This window comes from Clostridiales bacterium (assembly GCA_014799665.1).
Classification (GTDB): domain Bacteria; phylum Bacillota; class Clostridia; order Christensenellales; family Pumilibacteraceae; genus Anaerocaecibacter.
Genome location: JAAVHP010000012.1, coordinates 231300 through 249699, shown reverse-complemented (window position 1 = coordinate 249699; position 18400 = coordinate 231300). Strand labels below are relative to the sequence as shown.

10 protein-coding genes are annotated in these 18400 nt (G+C 50.1%); all 10 read right to left on the bottom strand.

What is annotated here, in order from left to right; all coding sequences use genetic code 11:
- Positions 1-171: 171 nt before the first annotated feature.
- Positions 172-1644 (bottom strand): helix-turn-helix domain-containing protein, encoded by a 1473-nt coding sequence (locus tag HDT28_05910; protein MBD5132104.1) that lies wholly within the window; start codon positions 1642-1644, stop codon positions 172-174.
- Between the two features lie 22 nt (positions 1645-1666).
- The gene (locus HDT28_05905) at positions 1667-5143 is read right to left on the bottom strand and encodes an InlB B-repeat-containing protein (GenBank protein MBD5132103.1); all 3477 of its coding nucleotides are present in this window, start codon (positions 5141-5143) and stop codon (positions 1667-1669) included.
- A gap of 175 nt (positions 5144-5318) precedes the next feature.
- The gene (locus tag HDT28_05900) at positions 5319-5945 is read right to left on the bottom strand and encodes a leucine-rich repeat protein (GenBank protein MBD5132102.1); all 627 of its coding nucleotides are present in this window, start codon (positions 5943-5945) and stop codon (positions 5319-5321) included.
- 793 nt (positions 5946-6738) lie between these two features.
- Positions 6739-9348, bottom strand: a complete 2610-nt coding sequence (locus HDT28_05895; protein ID MBD5132101.1) for a macrolide ABC transporter ATP-binding protein/permease — start codon at positions 9346-9348, stop codon at positions 6739-6741.
- A gap of 12 nt (positions 9349-9360) precedes the next feature.
- Positions 9361-12123 carry an ATP-binding cassette domain-containing protein gene (locus tag HDT28_05890; GenBank protein MBD5132100.1) on the bottom strand — a complete coding sequence of 921 codons (2763 nt, stop codon included), beginning with the start codon at positions 12121-12123 and terminating at the stop codon, positions 9361-9363.
- A gap of 1 nt (position 12124) precedes the next feature.
- Positions 12125-13618: an InlB B-repeat-containing protein gene (locus tag HDT28_05885; protein ID MBD5132099.1), complete on the bottom strand. Its 1494-nt coding sequence runs from the start codon at positions 13616-13618 to the stop codon at positions 12125-12127.
- A 178-nt stretch (positions 13619-13796) separates the two neighbouring features.
- Entirely contained in the window at positions 13797-15122 is a 1326-nt protein-coding gene (rlmD, locus tag HDT28_05880) for a 23S rRNA (uracil(1939)-C(5))-methyltransferase RlmD (protein MBD5132098.1), read from the bottom strand.
- A complete protein-coding gene (locus HDT28_05875; protein MBD5132097.1) occupies positions 15123-15890 on the bottom strand; it encodes a YwaF family protein in 768 nt (255 codons plus the stop codon).
- Between the two features lie 268 nt (positions 15891-16158).
- Positions 16159-17292 carry a GNAT family N-acetyltransferase gene (locus HDT28_05870; protein ID MBD5132096.1) on the bottom strand — a complete coding sequence of 378 codons (1134 nt, stop codon included), beginning with the start codon at positions 17290-17292 and terminating at the stop codon, positions 16159-16161.
- Between the two features lie 125 nt (positions 17293-17417).
- Positions 17418-18245: a hypothetical protein gene (locus HDT28_05865; GenBank protein ID MBD5132095.1), complete on the bottom strand. Its 828-nt coding sequence runs from the start codon at positions 18243-18245 to the stop codon at positions 17418-17420.
- Positions 18246-18400 lie beyond the last annotated feature (155 nt).

The window sequence follows — 18400 nt, the reverse complement described above, 5'->3', positions numbered from 1 at the left end:
GTCACAGGCAGTCAATACCTTTGCCGTAAGGCTTGATTTGAACGTATCAAGCACAACTTAACCCTTGTAAAGCCGCGCTTGAACGACTAAACTCGTGCTTGAATTACCCGATTTTAGGCACGAAAAAGAGCGCGAAACGCTCCGCGCCCTAATTTTTACTAGACGGATTCTTTACTCGGCGTGAAAAATCGCAAGGCGCGGCTTGTCGCCTACGCGTACCCACTTGCCCGTATTGTCGTACCAGATTGCTTCGTCCATATTGACGGGAATATTATCGCCATCGTATAGGTCGCCGTTGTTTGGATTGTAATTTAGCCATTCGAAAAGCGCTTGATCGAGCATATCGGGCGTGACAAGCACCGACAAGCTGAAATCTACGCTACTATTGGTTTGACCGTACAAGGGGTTTCTGTCGTCGATATTAGATACCGTGGTTATGCAACCGTTAAGCTGAACGCCCGAGCCCACGTACCCCGCTATGCTTCCGCTGTGCTTGATAAGCGTGGGATCGTCGTCGCTTACGGGACTGCCTAAAAGCGACGCTACCGCGCCGTTATTCGCGCCGAACGCTATAATGCCGTTGTTATAGCCAACAATACCGCCCGCATAGTCGGCGCAGATTATTTCCGCCGAATTTTCTATATTGCGCAGATTACCGTAGTTGCTCCCGATAACGCCGCCTATATACCGCTGACCGGGAAGATCGATTTTGCCCGACACCCATACGCTTTCCATATAGCCGTAGTTTGTTACCGCTACGCCGCCCACACGGTCGTTCAAGCCGACAGTCGCCGTTATGCTTATATCGAAATGCACGTTGCTTATCCTTGCGCCGCCGTACATATTGCGTATGAACGGCGTCGATAAGCCTGACACCGTATAACCCTTGCCGTCAAGCGTCGCGTTAAAACCGTCTATCGTTTTATGCCCTTCCGCATTTATATCCGCCGTAAGAACGAAGATAGCCGACGCGTCGGTAAAGCTATCCGCGTGCTCCGTAAACTCATCGTACGAGCCTATAAAGATAACGGTGCCATCGGGCGGCGCTACGTTCGTGCCACCGTCGCTGTTTCGCGTGCCGAGAACAATACCGATGATCATGCCTACTATCGCAAGCAGAGCGACCACCGACGAGATAATGATTATCAAAAGCGGTTTCTTGCCGAGCTTGCCCGAGCCTTCCTCGCTCTCCTTTTTTATCCCGTTTTCGCCGCACAAAAGCCGGTGCAACGACACGCCGAGAAGTTCGCATATCTGCGGGAATATGGCAAGGTCGGGGAAGCCCTGTCCGCGCTCCCAACGGCTTACCGCCTGCGGACTTACAAACAATTTATCGGCAAGGTCTTTTTGCGTAAGCTCTTTTGCTTTGCGCCATTCGGCAATGGTCGCGCCTATCGTTTCGGGCGTTACGTCGTAATCCCTTTCGAGCTCAGACTTTTTGTCCTCGAAAAGTCCGTCGATTTGTACCTTAAAATAGTTGGCGAGGCTTATTAGCTGGGGTATATCGGGATTGAAATATCCGTTCTCCCAGCCCGAAATCGTTTGCGGCGAGACGTGCAGAAAGTCAGCCAACTGCCGCTGACTGACTTTCCCGCTCTTTCTGAGCAAGACAATATTGGTCTTGATATTGCTTACTTCTAACACCGCTTTTTCCCTTTGTTACGATTTAGTCAAAATAGTGAAGTCTGAAATGACCGTCGAGGTTTGCAGACGTACCATCATAATACCACACACCGTCGTTGTTTGTAAAGTCTCTTGCGCCGTTATCGGCTTCATAAATATCGTTTCCGCTCACACCTGCATAATACGTAGGCTTAGACACACCCTTCACATAGTTGAGCCAATTTTTTAGAAGATCCGTCGGCATAGTTTTACGCGAAGTTACTCCCTCATTACTAAACCTTTGTCCAACTATTCCTTCGGGAGATAACGACGACCCGCCTCTGTTGTAACCGCAGAAAGCCAACTTAGAACTCGTATTGGGGTTATCTCCTTTTGTGGTGGTAACACATCCAATGACTTTATATGCGACGCAATCGCCTACAACGCCGCTGGCGTGCTTTGTCGACTTTTTGGAATAATCGTCGTACGTGCCTTCGGTTGCCGTCATAACGCCTTCGTTTACGCAGTACCTCATATATCCGGCACCGTTGACACTGCTCGGGCATATCGTACCGGCTATTCCGCCGACGTAATCTTTGCCTGTTATATTAGCCGAGTTAAGGCAGTTCTCTACCAAAGCGTCGTAACTGCCGAATTTGCCCGTAATGCCGCCCACAAACGATATCTTGGGAAGATTGATTGTACCATTTACCCAAACGAACTCGACCGTGCCGTACAGCGCCGTACATACCGCGCCCGCATTTGCCGCGCGCCCGTTCATCACCTTTATATCAACGTTGAGCTTTGCGCCTTTGACCTTTGCACCTTCCATTACCCGCTCGAACAGAGGTTTGGTAACGCCCTTGACCGCGTGACCGTCGAAGTCGACCGTAGCATAAAGATCCGCAAGGAGCTCGTTGCCGCCTATGAACTGAACGTCGGCAGTGAACTTGTAATACTTGCCGTTTACGTTGTTGCCCGTTTTGAGCAGATGCGCCGCGAACTGGTCGTAACTGCTTACAAGATACGGCGAGCTTGCCGTGCCGCTTCCGCTCGGCGCCGCTTTATCCTCTATCCAGCTACCGTAAAGGTTAATATCTGCACCTTCCGCCTTGTAGCTTTCGGGGAACGCATACGTTCTTTCGCTGTCCAAGAACCACTGATTGAATACGTAGCCCGATTTGGTCGTATCGTACAACGCGGTATATTCGCTTCTGTCGTGAGTGCCTTGTTCGATAAGGTCTTTGTAAAGCTCCGCACCGTCCATATCGTGGAATATGACGCGCGTTCTTTCCGCTTTCGACCACATGGGATAGAGGTTGATTTCCTTCGTGACAGTCATGCTGTCGGGGAAACGTTGAGTCAGCGCCTTATCTGTGTACCAACCGTTGAAGGTATAGCCCATGCGCTCGTCGGGTTTTACAAGGTTATCGTAATTGACTACCCTGTTGATTTTTATTTTTTCGGTCTTGAATACGCTACCGTCCTCGTTGTAGTACGTAAAGTCGAACGTTGTAGCGAGTTCCCAGTTAGCGTAAAGTGTTGTGATTTGACCGCTGTTTGCCGTCGGCCAGTCTTGGGCGCGGTTCTTTAAGGCAGAGTCGGTATACCAGCCCGCAAAGTCGTAGCCCTCGCGCGACACCACGTCGCCCGATATTCCGTAGCCGCGAACCTTTTTGCCGACCTGAGCAGTTTCGGGCAGGCGCGGCGAATTATCGTAGTACACCGCATAGCTTCCGCTCGGGATATTGGCGTAGCCCGCATAGAGCGTGATATCGTCGTAGATAGGTTCGTCGAAGTCGAACAATACGTTGCACAGCTTATCGCGGTACCAGCCTTTAAGGTACTGACCGTTCTTTCTCGGGCTGTACAGCAACGCGTCTATCGTTCTGCCACTGTAAACGTCAACCGTTTTGGACTGAGTTGCGCTTACCGAGCCGCCGTTATAGTCGAACGTTACCGTTTTGCTCACGCCGAGCACTATTTCATTCCACTTGGCAACGAGCGTAACGTCGCCCTTTATTTTATTCTTTTCGAAATCGAACGCTGTACCGAAGCTGTTATCGGTGTACCAGCCGCCGAAGTAATAGCCGGATTTTGTGGGTTGCGCGGGCTCTTTTATAAGCGAGCCGTTGCCGTCCGACGATTTAGCTACCGTTTGCGACGGAACTTCCGTGCCGCCGTTACTGTCGAACCGAACGATATACGCGTCCTCCCACTTGGCGTAGAACACGGTGTCCGCATTGATAACCTGCTCCGCGATATTGATAGTGGTCGTGCCCGTTCTGTTCGTCCAGGCGACGAATATCTTGCCGAGAAAGATAGGATCTTCGGGCACCGCCGCCTTGTCGCCCGCCGAAATGTACTGCGTGGCAACGGCCGAACCGCCGTTGGTCTCGAAGCGAACTCTGTGCACGTCGCGGACTTGAAGTATGCCGCTGTCGGCGTCGTAGCCCGCCTTGTAATCGTTGCCGCAGTAACGGTCGAGACTGAAATTTCTATCGACCATTCTTATAATAGCGATATAATAATCGTCTACCGAATTGTTTTTCTCGACGCGGCTCGCGTTCGTAAGATCGGCTTTTGCTTTCTCGCCGCTTATGTTATAAGCTTCGTAAAACGTCCAGCCGCTATTCTCTACGTACATCTTGCTGTATACTATATATATGCGGCTGTCGCAAAGCGGATTGAAGAACACGCCCATGCGCCCGCCGACGACCGACCATTTTTGGCTCACGCTGTAATTCCAGCCGTTGAAGTCGCCGACGATCTTGGGCACTTCGAAATTAACTATCGTACCGTTCGCCGCGGTCGGCTCGGTCGTGCTCCACTTGGCGTAAAGCGCTATATCGTTAAGAACGGCTGTGTTAAAGTCGAACTCGACCGTGCAAGCTTCGTCGACAAACCAGCCCGCAAAATATACCTCGTCCTTGTACGGCTCTACGGGGTATTTCGCCTTTTCGTTGACCTTGACGATCTGCTTGGCTACTTCACTGCCGCCCATGCTGTTGAACGTTACGGTCTTGACCGCGCTCTCCGACTCGTACACGGCGTAAACGTCCATGTTCCTGTCAACGCCGATAATGTCGCTCGTAACTACTTCGTCGTTAAGAGACCAGTACGCAACGTAGCCCGTGCGCTGAGTGAGTATGGGGAACTGCGAGTATTTGAGCGTTCCGCCCGCCTCTACCTTTTTTTCGGCGGCCAACTGCGTGGTATAGAACCGAATAGTATACTCGACAGTCGTTCCGTCCTGCCAGTACGCGTAAAGAGTGAGATCGCTCTTTACGGGCTCGTCGCCGTAAAAACGGTTGCTGAACGTGCTGTCCGTGAACCAGCCCGCAAACGTATAGCCGTCGCGCGTAGGCTCGGTCAGCGTTATATACTCGCCATCGTTTACTGTGATAGGCGCGTCGTTCGTTCCGACGAACGTTACGGTATGCGTTTCCGTGTTGTCCGCACCGCTGCAAGCGACAAGTGCGAAACCCGAAAGCGCAAACAGCACGGCTAACAGAATTATCCAAAACCTTTTTCTCATCATTTTCACCTCTCCGTCTTTATAGACTGATTAGCATAGATTTATTGACACTTACAGCATACACCAAACGACCGATTTAGTCAATACTTGCCCTATAAGGGGCGATTTAAGCCGCTAAACGCAAACTTTACATACGAAAAAGGCGGCAATAACAGTAGTTTTTGCCGCCTCGTAATAATTATATGGAATATATTTGCTTGCTGTAATTGCACCAGTGCGGCGACGTTACATACGCGTCGAGTAATTCGAGCGGTACATATATCTTTACGTTCGAGCCTGCGTCAAACAGGAAATGGCTGTTCATTATATACGGCGGCTCTTTTGCGTACACGTACAACGTTTTTAAGTTTGTGCAACCGCCGAACGCGTTATCGCCTATGTACAGCGTGCCTTCGCCTATCGTTACGCTATTGAGCCGTGACATACCGCCGAACGCGTTATCGCCTATTCTCGTGACCGACGACGGGCAAACGATTTCGCGCACGTTGTTCCTGACCGCCGAGCTTAGTCCTGCCGAGAAGTCGTTTGGTACGGCGTACGTGTTTTCGGGGAGCAAGTACCTGCCCGAATTGCCCGAAAGATTGAGTAGTTGTCCGTTATCCGACACGGTCACGCCCTCGCTCGTTATAAGCGTTTTTTCGGTGACGGTGATCGGGTACTCGAACGTGCGCCCCGCAAATTCGAGCTTTACCGTACGACTGCCGGGCGTGCTCGTGTCGAACTCCAAGACCATGCCCTTATTGATAGGCATACCCCACCAGATCCGCTCGCCGTATTTTCCGCCCGTCATGTACAGTCCGCGCATTGAGAACACGTCGTCCACCTCGTAGATAAGATCGACTTCGTCGCCTATAACCGCGCCCTTTTTTTCGCGCTCGAAGTCGAAGTACCATTCGTCAACGTTCTTGTACACCTTGTACTCGAACTCGATATACTCGCCCTCGTAGCGTAGCGTTGTTTTTCTTTCGATGCAGTCGGCTTCTATCACGCTGTAATCTATATCGAGCCATTTCGCGTACAACGAAGTATTTTCTACTATATCGGTAGCAAAGTCTATCGGGCGCAAAAGCTCCGCGTCGAAGTACCAGCCGTCAAAGTACACGTCGTCGCTCGGCGCGTGCGGCGTGGGCAATTCCTCTTCGCGTAGCGGCTCGCCCTTTGTGTGCAGTCTTTTTTGGAGCGGCAACTCCGCGCAGTCGGTGTTGTTATAATATAATTCAACCTGCTTGCTCGTCGGTTGCGGAAGCTCTGACTCTTGCTCGTACACGGGCGGCGTTACCTCTACCGAAAAATCGCTCGTGTCGAACTCGCCTACCACCATATCGCTCGTTACCGCTTTACTGCCCGAGCTTCCGTCCGTGTAGTAAAGCGTAAGGTTCATGCCGCGCGGGTCGAACTGCTCGCCGACCACGTACGCCGTCTTTTGGTACCCGTCCTCCAACGCTATGCGCGCCAGGCGCTTTTCGCCCACGCTCGGCACGGGAATCGACGAGTTGTCGGTCAGCCCGCCTACGTTACTACCGCAGGCGCACAGCATGAGCGCGCTCGACGCCGCGGCGGCGAACGCCAAAGCCCTGCGAATATTCGTGTGTCGTTCGCTATACTTTCGCATTGATCGCCTCTATCGGGGAAATGTTGTTATACTTGCGTATAGGCAGAACTATCGAGAACACCGTTACGCCTATTGCGAGCGCGGCGGTAATGAGGTACACGAACCACTTGATATTTAGCACCGCAAGGTACGTGCCGTAGAAGCCGCCGAGTATCGCGTTGACCACGGGACCTGCGATCAGCAATATCACGACCGAGAGAATGATCGAGATGAGCGTTACCGCAAAGCCTTCGAGCGCGTATATGGTGAAGGTGTCCGCTTTCTTTGCGCCGAGCGCTCGGAGTATGCCTATATTCTTGCGCGTGAGCGTTATGGACGAAGCTATAAAGCTATACAGCAGCATAAGTATTACGAGCGACATAACAATCGATATAGCAAGTATTACCGCCTTGAAAGTAGACAGGAACGCAAGCACGTCGTTATACTGACCTACGTATTCAGCCTGCAACGAGAATCCGCCGTCATATACCGAGTTGATAAGCGTTTCGGTATCGCCGTAGTTGCCGTTGTTGATTGCAACAAGCATTTTTGTATACACGACGTTCTCGAAAATGCTGTCGAGTAAATCCGCCGAAAGCATTATGCCGTTCGCGCCGAAGCCCGCTCCGCGCATAACGCCTTTTACGGTAAAGTCGCGGCTGACGTACACGGGTAAGCCGTTATAGTACAGCGTAAGCTCGCGCGTAAGGTCCTCATTTAGGTCGTTTACAGTCGTGTACTCGTTAGAGCGCTGATATATGCCAAATCCGTTTTTAAGCACGTTATCCGCAATGATTACGTCGGTAGTGCGTTTAATTTCCGCCGCACCGCCGTCAATATCCGAAGTGGAAATATAAAAATCGTCCGCGTCGTAATATTCTTGTTTGCCTACCGCAAATCCTACGTTCTGCCGCGCGCCGTAGTATCCGCTTTGGGTGGTAGCTGTGTAGCTGATATATACCGAAAAGCCGCTGTCGAACTGCGCTATGCGACCTAAATAATCGTTCACAAACCCACGCTTTACAAACAGCTTGTCAAGGTAAATGCGCTCGTCCGTTTCGTACTTCACGCTTTCCGCTTCGCTGTAAGATACGGGGCTTGCAAATATGCCGCCGATAGTAAAGTTTTCGTTATTGAGCGTTACGTTACGACCGACCATATCGGTTATGCCGGAAGCGGATACCGCACCGTTTTCGAGCAGCTTTGTCGCGGCGTACTGCGACATTATAACAGTGTTGTAGTTTTGTGGGGCATCGCTGCCGGCAATCACCGGATAGCCAAAGTCCTTTATGCTATCCACTTCGTACACACCGTCAAAACCTGTAAAGCCGTTATATATCGTGTACGTTACGGACATTCCGAGCGAGTATTGCTCGTAAAAGGCTATATTGGGATTTTTCTTTTTGAAGCTATCGACCTGCGCGTCGCTTATCTTACCGAGCGAACCGCCGCCACCGTCGCGCATAATCGCAATCGTATTATCGCCGCCTTTATCTACTGTTTGAGCCACGGCATACGGCAAATCGTAAAAGTTAAAGCTCATCGCCACGGCAAACAGTATAAAGGTAAACACCGACAATATTACAGTCAATATCATCTTGACTTTTTTGAGATTGAGATTGGACAGTCCGAGTTTTATTTTGCTTGATACGGGCAGCCTACTGTTGATAAAATCTATATGTTTGTTTTCCGTTTCCTTTTCTACATACGGAGCAAAACCTGCCGTAACCTTATCGTCCCGCACGCTCTCGCCCGCTTGCGGAATGAGCGCTTGAACTTTGAGCGGATCGCTTTCCACAAACACAAACGACTTGCCGTTTTCGTACAGCGTTTCGTTGATTTGTGCGAGTTCGCTCTCGCCAAGCTTTTCGCCCTTTTCGAGCTTTATGAGATTGGGCAGCACGAACGCCGATTTTTCCTGCTCGGGTTTTTCGCCGTTGTCGTCGCCGCGCTCTACGTCGCGGTAAACGTTGCCGTCGCGCATTTCGATAATGCGGTCGCCGTAGGTGATCGCTTTTTCCATATCGTGCGTTACGACCACTACGAGCTTTTCCTCGGCGAGCGTGCGGAAAATACCCATTACTTCCTCGCCCGTCTTGCTGTCGAGCGCGCCCGTCGGTTCGTCGGCGAGAATGATTTGCGGTTCTTTGACGAGCGCACGAGCAATCGCCACGCGTTGCTTTTGTCCGCCCGAAAGATTAAGTACGCGCGAATGTGCTTTATCTTGCATGCCAACGGCGGCAATAGCTTTATCCACCTTTCCTTCGTCGGCTTTGCTTTGAAGTTCGAGCGCGAGCTTTACGTTGTCGTACACGTTCATCGACGTTACAAGATTGAAGTCTTGGAATACAAAGCCGATAACGGTGTTTCTGTATGCGTCGACCTCTTTACCCGTCATTTGCGCTACGTTGACATCGCCTACTAATATGTTGCCGCTGTCCGGCTTATCGAGCCCGCCTATGATATTGAGTAGCGTCGACTTGCCGCTTCCGCTTCGCCCGACTATGAATACAAGTCCTTTGTCGCCGAACGTGAGCGATACGTCCTTTAATGCGCGGAAGGTTACGCCCGTGTCCGTGCCGTATGTCTTTTTTATGTTTTCCAGTTTAAGTAACATTGGACGTACCTCCTATATCATCTTTAATGCGTCAACGGGTTTCTTACGCACAATGTTGAGTATGGGGAACAGCAAACTCACCCCGACGAACGCCAGGCACACCGCGAATATGAGCGGCACGTGCCAGAACTTAAAGCTTATCAAGCCGAAGGTAATATTGAACGACGACAGCATGATCCCCGCTATCAATTCGTTGAGAAGGAGCGCCACGAGCGCGGAAAGTACGGATGCGACAACCGTCGTTATGACCGCGATGAACAGACCTTCGATAAGGAACATTTTGGAAAGGTCTCTGCCGCGCGCGCCGATTATGCGGTAGACCGCGATCTCTTTCGTGCGGAACTTGATCGACTGCGAAACGTAGTTGAACATGAAAAGCAACGCGAACACCGCGAAAGCGATCGTTATGTACAGGCTTATTTGCGAAAGCATACTTACCGCATCGTCGATAGCTACTACCGACTGCGCGGGCGCGGCGGCGGTCGTTACGAGATAGCCTTTATCCGCCAGCCTGTTTATCTTGCGCGTAAGTCCGCTTTCGGAAGTGCCGCTGTCAAAGTACAATGAATTAACTGCGGTGTTACTTGAATACAATTTTTTAACGTCGTTCTCGGCAAGGAGCAATCTATCCCCCGCCTCGTCGGGATTGTTGAATCTGGGATCGAGAACGCCGACAAGCCTAACGCCGTCCATGCGCTTGAATATACCGCCCGAGCCGTCGTAGAACGTAACGGTAAGGCTCGAACTTGTCAGCCTTGTAAAGCTCGCGTCTTGGAATATCGCTTCGTTATCGCCCTCATAGTACGCGTCGAGCTTATTAAGCATTTTAGCCGTATCGAACAGTGAAAGCACGATTTGGTTTTCGCGTAATTCTTCGACCGACATAACGTTGTCTTTGTTCCACAAAAACGCGCTCGCGCCCGAAGTAGTAACAAGCGAATTAACCGCTTCTTCCGAATACATGAGCCGCGACAACGCTCGCGCACCACTCGAAGAATTGTTCTCGAACGATACCGCAAACGATACTGTGGATACACCGCCGCCGCTCATCGACGCAAATACTTGCGGAAACTCGGCGTGGGCAAACACCTTGGAATATATAAAGTTGCTGTTTTGAATAAACTCAGCTTTGTCGTGCTCCGCCGAACTGTCAAGACTGCTCGCCGAGGTTATTCCGGAATAGTTTTCATAATCGGTGTGGAACACGCCGACGATTTTATAACTCGTATCGGTTTGATAAATCTTTACGCGCGAGCCTATAAGCTGCTCGATATTATCCACTTCGGGAATGCCGTAACCTCCGTCTTTCGTGTTGCCGACAAACCCACTACGAATAAGCTCGAACGCCGCAAGGTCGGATATGATTATCTCGTCGGTATTTGTGCATTTGTCGCTACCCGTAACTTTTAGTCCGAGATCGCGCGGCGAGCCGGTAATTATACCTGTAAAGTAATCAAGTCCGTATGTGCCGTCGCTACCGTCCGCATTGCGGTCGATCGAAGTTTGCTTATGAGCGAATACGGGACTTAATTTGTTGGTGTAATGCTTGAGAACGATACTGTCCGAAGCATCGGACACGACTTTAATATCGTTATCGTCAAGCGCGATAAGGCTTTTACCATCGTCCGTTTCGATCAGCTTGGAAACGCATACCTGCCCCCTGTCGCCGCCGCCCGTCACAGTCGCCGAAACGAGTTGAGCCGAACTTAGTGTGGACAGTATGAACGATATGACCATAAACACGAACGCGACGGCGGAAAACGCCACCAAGAATATGAACTTGCGCTTGGTACGCTTTATGTTCGACACCGCCATAAAGAAGGCATCTTTGAGTTTCAGCTTGCCCTCTTTCAGCTTGAACTCGGCGTCGTCCATTTCCACATTGTCGGTCGGCGCAAACTCGCTACCGCTCGCGCTTTCGCGCTTTTCGCCGTCCGTTTTTAATATCTGCGGGTATGCCGCGGCGAGCTTGTCGCGGTTTTGATAAATACCTACGTAGTTTACGCCCTTTTTGAGCTTGCCGTTCACGTCGTCAAGGCTAAGCTCCGCGCCGCAATCGACTTCAAGCACGTTGTCGCCGAACGCAGTTACGCGCCCGCTCTTACTGAGCCGCGATTTGTCGGATACGATCTCGCCGTCAACTATCTCGACTATGCGGTCGCCGTACGAATACGCGAGCTCGCGGTCATGCGTTACGACCACCACAAGCTTGTCGCGCGCTATCTTTTTGAGTGTGTCGAATATGTATTCGCCCGTCGCAAAGTCGAGCGCACCCGTCGGCTCGTCGGCGAGGATTATCTCGGGATTTTTAATGAGTGCACGCGCTATCGCCACGCGCTGACGCTGACCGCCCGAAAGCTCGGTCGGCTTGCGGTAGCCCATGTTGGCAAGCCCGACGGCGGCGAGCGCGTCGTCTATTCGACTGAGCTCGGGGCTGTCCGTTTGGAGCCGCAGGGATATGGCAATGTTCTCGGCAAGCGTTATCTCGTCGATAAGGTTAAACTCCTGAAAGACCATTCCAACGTACGTATTGCGGTAGCTGTCGTAATCTTTGGGCGTGAACTCTTTAGTCGACTTACCGTCGATGATTATTTCGCCCGAACTCGCCTTGTCGAGCCCGCCGATGATATTGAGAAGCGTCGACTTGCCGCTTCCGCTCTTGCCGAGGATGATGACAAGCCCCTTTGTCGGGAATTCGAGCGACACGCCTTTGAGCGCGGTAAACTCGTTCTTGCCTTTGCCGAACGTTTTGGTTACATTATTAAGTCTCAGCATATTACTTACCGCCCTGCAAATATTCTTGTTCCTGACGGCGGATCTCGTCGTCGCGCGCCTGTATCGCCTGCTTCGTTTTTTCGGCTATGTACTCGGCGTCGTCGCTCCTGGACTTAGGCACGAATACGAACACTCCCGACTCGCCGCTCACGCCGTAGATAAACTCTTTGGCGTAGCGCGAAGCGTATTCGTCAACGTAATCATCGGGCGCGATAAACACAACGTTTATGTTTTGCACAATGCTGATACTAAGGCGTGTGGAGGTCGCGCCGTTAAGCTCAAACGCATAAACGTCCGCTATTTGTAAACCGTCGAATTTAAGGCTCGCGCCCGACGAATCGCTTTCTATGAATATTTTGGTACCGTCGTTTCTGAGCGGAACGATACCACCCTCTATCGCTTTCGGCACGTAGCATAACCGATAATACGCGTCGTCCTCGTTGCTGTAAACACACCCCGCATACGCGGTATAATCGCGCCCGCCGCGACCGCCGACGACAGTCGTAAGATTTTCCATAAGATCGAGTGCCGCAGAGAACGACTTGTTAAGCGTGTTAGACAGCACGACTTTTTTAATACCGGACAAATCGACCTCGTTCGCCCCGCTCGTATTGAGAACGGAGAACCGCCCGATCTTCTCGCCCGAAGCCGTAATGTCGGGAATGACCAGCGTGTCGCCTATGCTGTCCAGCATTTCGGGCTTGATACCCGTTATGCGCGCATAGCCGTCGGACTCGACCGAACCGAAATAGAACGCGTCGAGCGCGGTATGCTTGTAGAACTTTGCATAAAGCGTTATATCGTTTTTAAGCGTCTGAGTTTCGTCGTAGAAGCTTTTAAGCTCGCTGTCCGTGCACCACTCGCCGAGAGTGTAACCCTCGATAGAAATATCGGGAAGCACCGCAACGGTGTTTTCCTCGACCTTTATCGGCTCGGGCACGTCGCCGATTTCGCTTGCGAACGAAACGGTATAAAGCTTAGCCCACTGCGCGTAAAACGTAACGTCGTTGTTTATAATAGTGCTTGCCGTCGCCGCGGCTTGCCCGTCGGCTTCAAACCAGCCTTTAAAAAGATACCCGTCGCAAACGGGATCGGTAGGCGGAGTGAACTTTTCCCCCGCCTTCAACGTCAGCCCGCTCGGCGTTTGCGAGGAAACAGCGTTATCCGTCGGCAAATTCAAATCGAACGTTACCGACGCAACGCCCGATTCGGTCCAGTGCGCATAGATAGTAATATCGCTCGTAACGGGCTTTGTAAAATCGAAAAGCTCGCCGCCAGACTGCTCTGTCCACCACCCGTCGAAAATACACCCGTTCTTAGTGGGTGCTTGCGGTATGCCGATAACGCTCCCGCTATTGACCGTTATCGATCGACAGTCAAGCTCGCCGTCGTTAAGCTCGACAGTCACGGAAACTTTATCGGAACAAGCAAAAAGCGCAAGTGCCGACGTCACCGCCGCAGCTATCGAAATCATGTAGCGCAAAAGTTTTCTCATCACTCCGCTCCCATAGATTACTGATACTAACAGCATACTCCAGACCGATTTTCAGGTCAATACTAATTCTCTACGGGGCAAAAAGAACGACTCAACGCAAACTTGACACGCCCTAAACTAATTAAAAATATATTAATTATCTAATTAATCGTAATTAATTGCAAGTTAAATATTTAAACTACCGGCGTATAAGACAAACCAGAGTTTCGACGTGGTGCGTGTCGGGGAACATATCGAACAGCTTGCATTCCTCAATACGGTAGCCTTGCGTTTCGTCTAAGAAAATTTTTATATCGCGGCACATCGTCGCGTGATTGCACGAAATATATATAAGCCGATCGGGCTTGACCTTGGCGACTGCGCGCATGACTTCTTCTCCGCAGCCCTTACGCGGCGGATCGACGAGAATATCGCAGTCTTTTACTTCACTCGAAATATCGCCTAATACCTTTTGCACGTCGCCGCAAATGTTCTTTATCTTGTCGGCGTTGCCGTTGAGAACAGCTGTGCGGTTTGCGTTTTCGACCGCTTGCGGCACGCACTCGACCGCGATAACTCGCTCCGCCTTTTTCGCGGCAAGGTTGCTCGTTATGCCGATACCGCTGTATAAGTCGATAAGCACGGGCGAAGAAACGAACGAGATCGCGTTCTTATAAAGCTCGTCGCGCACAAGGTCGTTGACCTGCAAGAACGACAGCGGCGACAGCTCGGCTTTGACCCCGAGCACTTCGAGCGGCAGAAAAGGACTGCCCTTTATAAGCCGAACGCTATCGCCGAGGATAACGTTGTTATGCTTGAAATTGGGACAAACGAAAAAGTCTACGTTATCGGGCAGTCTTTCGCCGAGCGCTTTTTCGTGAGCGAAGCCCTGTGCGTTGATGACGAGAGTTGCCGCCGCCCTGCCGCCCACTTCGCGAACTACGAGGTGACGCAACAGACCTTTTTGGGTGGTTTCGTTATACACCGAAAGCTTTTTCGCGTTGGCGAATTCGCACACGGTTTTGGCTATCGATAACGCAAGCGTGCCGCCGATCGGGCAAATAACGGGCTCTACAACGTGCGTATTTTGCTTGTACAGCCCCAAAACAACTTTACCGCCCACCAAGCCGAACGGCATGGACAGCTTGTTCCTGCACCCGTTTCTTTCGCCCGACGAAATGAATTCGCTCGGCTCGACGTCGAGATCGGCTATCTTTTTGAAATTATTTTTAAGCTCGGCGATTATCGCGTTTTTCCTGTACTCTGCGGAAACGTGACCCATATCGCAGCCGCCGCACTTGTAATAGTGCGGGCACGACGGCGCGATCCTATCGGGTGACGAATCAAAAACCTTGATGACGGTAGCGTTCGCGTACTTACTCTTGACCTCGCGGATGCGCACCTTTACCCGCTCGCCCGCAAGCACGTACGGCACGAACACGACCTTGCCGTCCACTCGCGCTATCCCCTCGCCGTTCATACCGCAAGAGGTTATGTCTACGTCTATGATCTCGTTGATATTCATTTAGCTGTTTTCGGTTTCGGGTGTTTCGGTATTCTCGGGAGTATCGGTAGTTGCGGTCTGTTCAGCCGCCGCAACGTTTTTATTTTTGGCAAGGCGCGCCTTGACCAAATCGTAAACGAAAGTAAACCCCGCGACTACGGCAGTGCCTACGATAAGCACGAACCACCATTTAAGCGGAGTGCCCGATATAAGCGGTTCGTCGATATTCATTGAGCCGGGTATGCCGAGCGGATCGATAAGGAACAGCCCGAACAGCGTATAAATGCTAAGCCCTATCGGGAAAACGTACCAACGCTTAAAGGACGGCTCGAACCATTTGCCGAGTATGAGTATAACGCACAGTATCAAGCCGCAGGCGTGATGGTTCATACCGGTTATCGTCGGCATAAAGAAGAACGACGGACCTTGGTCCAAGAAGTTGGGATAGAAAATCGTGGCGAGTCCCCCCAAAATTTCCACGTACACGAGGAAGTGAAAAACCTTCATATCCTTTTTGCCGAACGTGGCAAACAAGCCGAGGAGAAGGCTCGTCATTCCGCAATAAGATTGAGGAATGAGATTGAGCGCACCCAGCCCTGTATTGTTCCAAACTGTGATCGAAATACGGTTCATTATAAGGCTGACGGTAAGCACGCCGCCTAGACACCTAATAAATATATCCTTGGCCTTGTCCGTTTTTAGCGCGAGCTTAAAAACCAAAACCGCCGCCACAAGGCACACGAACGCCAACACGATAAATATTATATGATGAGTGGAATATAAACCCATGCTTTCTTCCTCGGTAACGAAAGATATATTTAAGTTTATCAAAAAATATCGACTATTGCAAGTATATTACGAGCGAAAAGTTAATAAGGAAAAATCGGCAAGCTCTTTCGAACCTGCCGATATTGCATTATAACGTTACACGGCTTACAAAAACTTCGTTTTTGTTTTGCTATCGCAAACTTATTTGCTAAAAGCAAATAAACGCCGCACGTTGAAATACGGCGTGAAAAAGCCCTTGCAAGCAAGCTTTTTCACTTGCATTATAACGTTATTCTACTTTCAATCCCCAGCATCTTGCGCGTTTAGCAAGATCGGCGTCGAACCCGTTCCACAGGTTTTGAACTTTGCGGTTTTCTTCGAGCTGCGGACCCGCTTCCAGCTTTTTTATGCCCAGGCGAATTACACCCTCCAAACAATGGTTGATGATAATTGCGGGCACGCCCTTGCTTTGGTGCTCGGGCAAAACGCCTATTTGCAACATATCGGCAACCTTCGGATGCTTCATGGTTTTTATATACGGAATAAGTCCGCCGGGGAATATTCGCCCCTTGCCCTTTTGAAAAACTTCTTTAAGCGACGGGATACATAATCCGTAGCCGATAACCTTGCCGTCTTTGAGAACGACGGTTGCAAGGTCGGGAATGAGTACGGAAAAGATCGTTTTTGCCTCGCGGGCTTTTTGCTTTTCGTTTACCGGACTGACGCCGTACAAATGCTCGAATGCAACGTTCATAACGTCCAGAGCTTCCATGACGTAATCGTTGAGCTTCTTTTTGTCGTGTTTCAAAAGATACGCCACGTCGAGAATTTCGTAGCCGTACTTAGCCATGGCTGCGTCGCTGAGCCGCTTCATGCGCTCGTCCGGTTTATCCGGCGGCGTCATTACGTAGCAGTTCCAGTCCACGACCTTATACGCGCCGAGCTTCTCCATGTGTTCGACGTAGTAAGGATAGTTATAAATTTCTATGTAGTTGCTGTCCTTATCGAAGCCGTCGATGAGCATACCCTCCTCGTTGAGATCGGAAAAGCTCATCGGTCCGATTATCTCGGTCATGCCGAGCTCTTTCGCCCACTCGAACAGCTTATCGAAAAGCGCCTTTGTGACTTCGAAGTCGTCAATGACGTCAAACCGCGTAAAACGGAGCTGCTTATACCCGAATTTCTCGTTGACCCCTCTATGCCAAATGCCGGCGATGCGCCCCGCTATCTTGCCGTCCTTGTATGCCAAAAACATACGGCAATCTGCGAAACGAAACGCGTCGTTCACTTCCGGATCGAATTCGTCGAACTCTTCGGAATATAAGTTGCAACAAGCGTGCGGATTATTTTTGTATAAATCTATTACAAACTTGAAAAAACGTTTTTTATCGCGCTTCGACGAAATTTCTTTTACTGTTATCACGTTGTAAATTCACCCTATCTGAAATTAAATTTTAGCAAAGCTTATAGCTTATGTCGTAATTGATATTATACCGCTTTTATAGTTGATTTGTCAACAAGTCATACTGAATTGCATTGTTTTCTAATCTAATTATAATCATTTTCTGCGTTGCGCGGACCTTCGGCATTATCCTCTATCGCTTCGGCGTCGTGCGTATCTTCGGCATTATCCTCTATTGCTTCGGCATTGTGCGTATCTTCGGCATTATGAGTATCCCCGACCTTTTTCAGCTTGTTTTCGATTTTTTCGATCAACACTAACAGCTTTTTGCCGAGATTGAATTTGTTGCATATAAAGAACGTGAGCTCCGCCAGCACTACGGACGGGATCATATCCACGATATAGTGCTGTTTGGTAAACTGCGTGGACAACAAGATAAGCACGCACATAACGAGCGAACCTATTCTAATCGATATATGTATATTCTTTTGCCTTCTCACGGACAAGTAGCAAAAAGTGCTCAACAGACAATGCAGGCTCGGGAAAACGGCGCTCGGCGTATACCCACCGTCCAAAAGATAGAATTTACCTATTAATCTGTCAAGCGCGCTGTCGCTTGCAAGCATTTCGTCGATAGGGCGTTCTATCGTCGTGGGCAGAAAGCTGTAAATAATAGCAAATATTAAAAAGCACATCGCCACGGCAATGAACCAATTGCACAGCCGCTGCCTGTTTTTTCCCGCGACGATCGGAATAATCAACCAAAACGGATAAGACAAAAAGTACGGTATAAAGAAAATTCTAACTAACGGCACTTTGTCGTCAAACCCGGTAATGGAAAAATTCCACGTCTTAAAGTTATTACCTATAAACGGAACAATGTAGTATACGAAAAGATCCATTGCGAATACGCCTAACGCCAATATCACCGCATATCCGTATTTTGCGATAAACGTTTTTAACTTCTCTCTCATTGTGTTTCCTCTCGTGTATAATTCGAACAGCTCGGCAATCGATACCCGTGCACACAATAATTATAATAAAATTGCCGATATTTTTCAAGCATATTTCGTAATAACTTAAAACTAATTTAGTTATTTACATCGACTCAAATGGAAATCATTGGGTT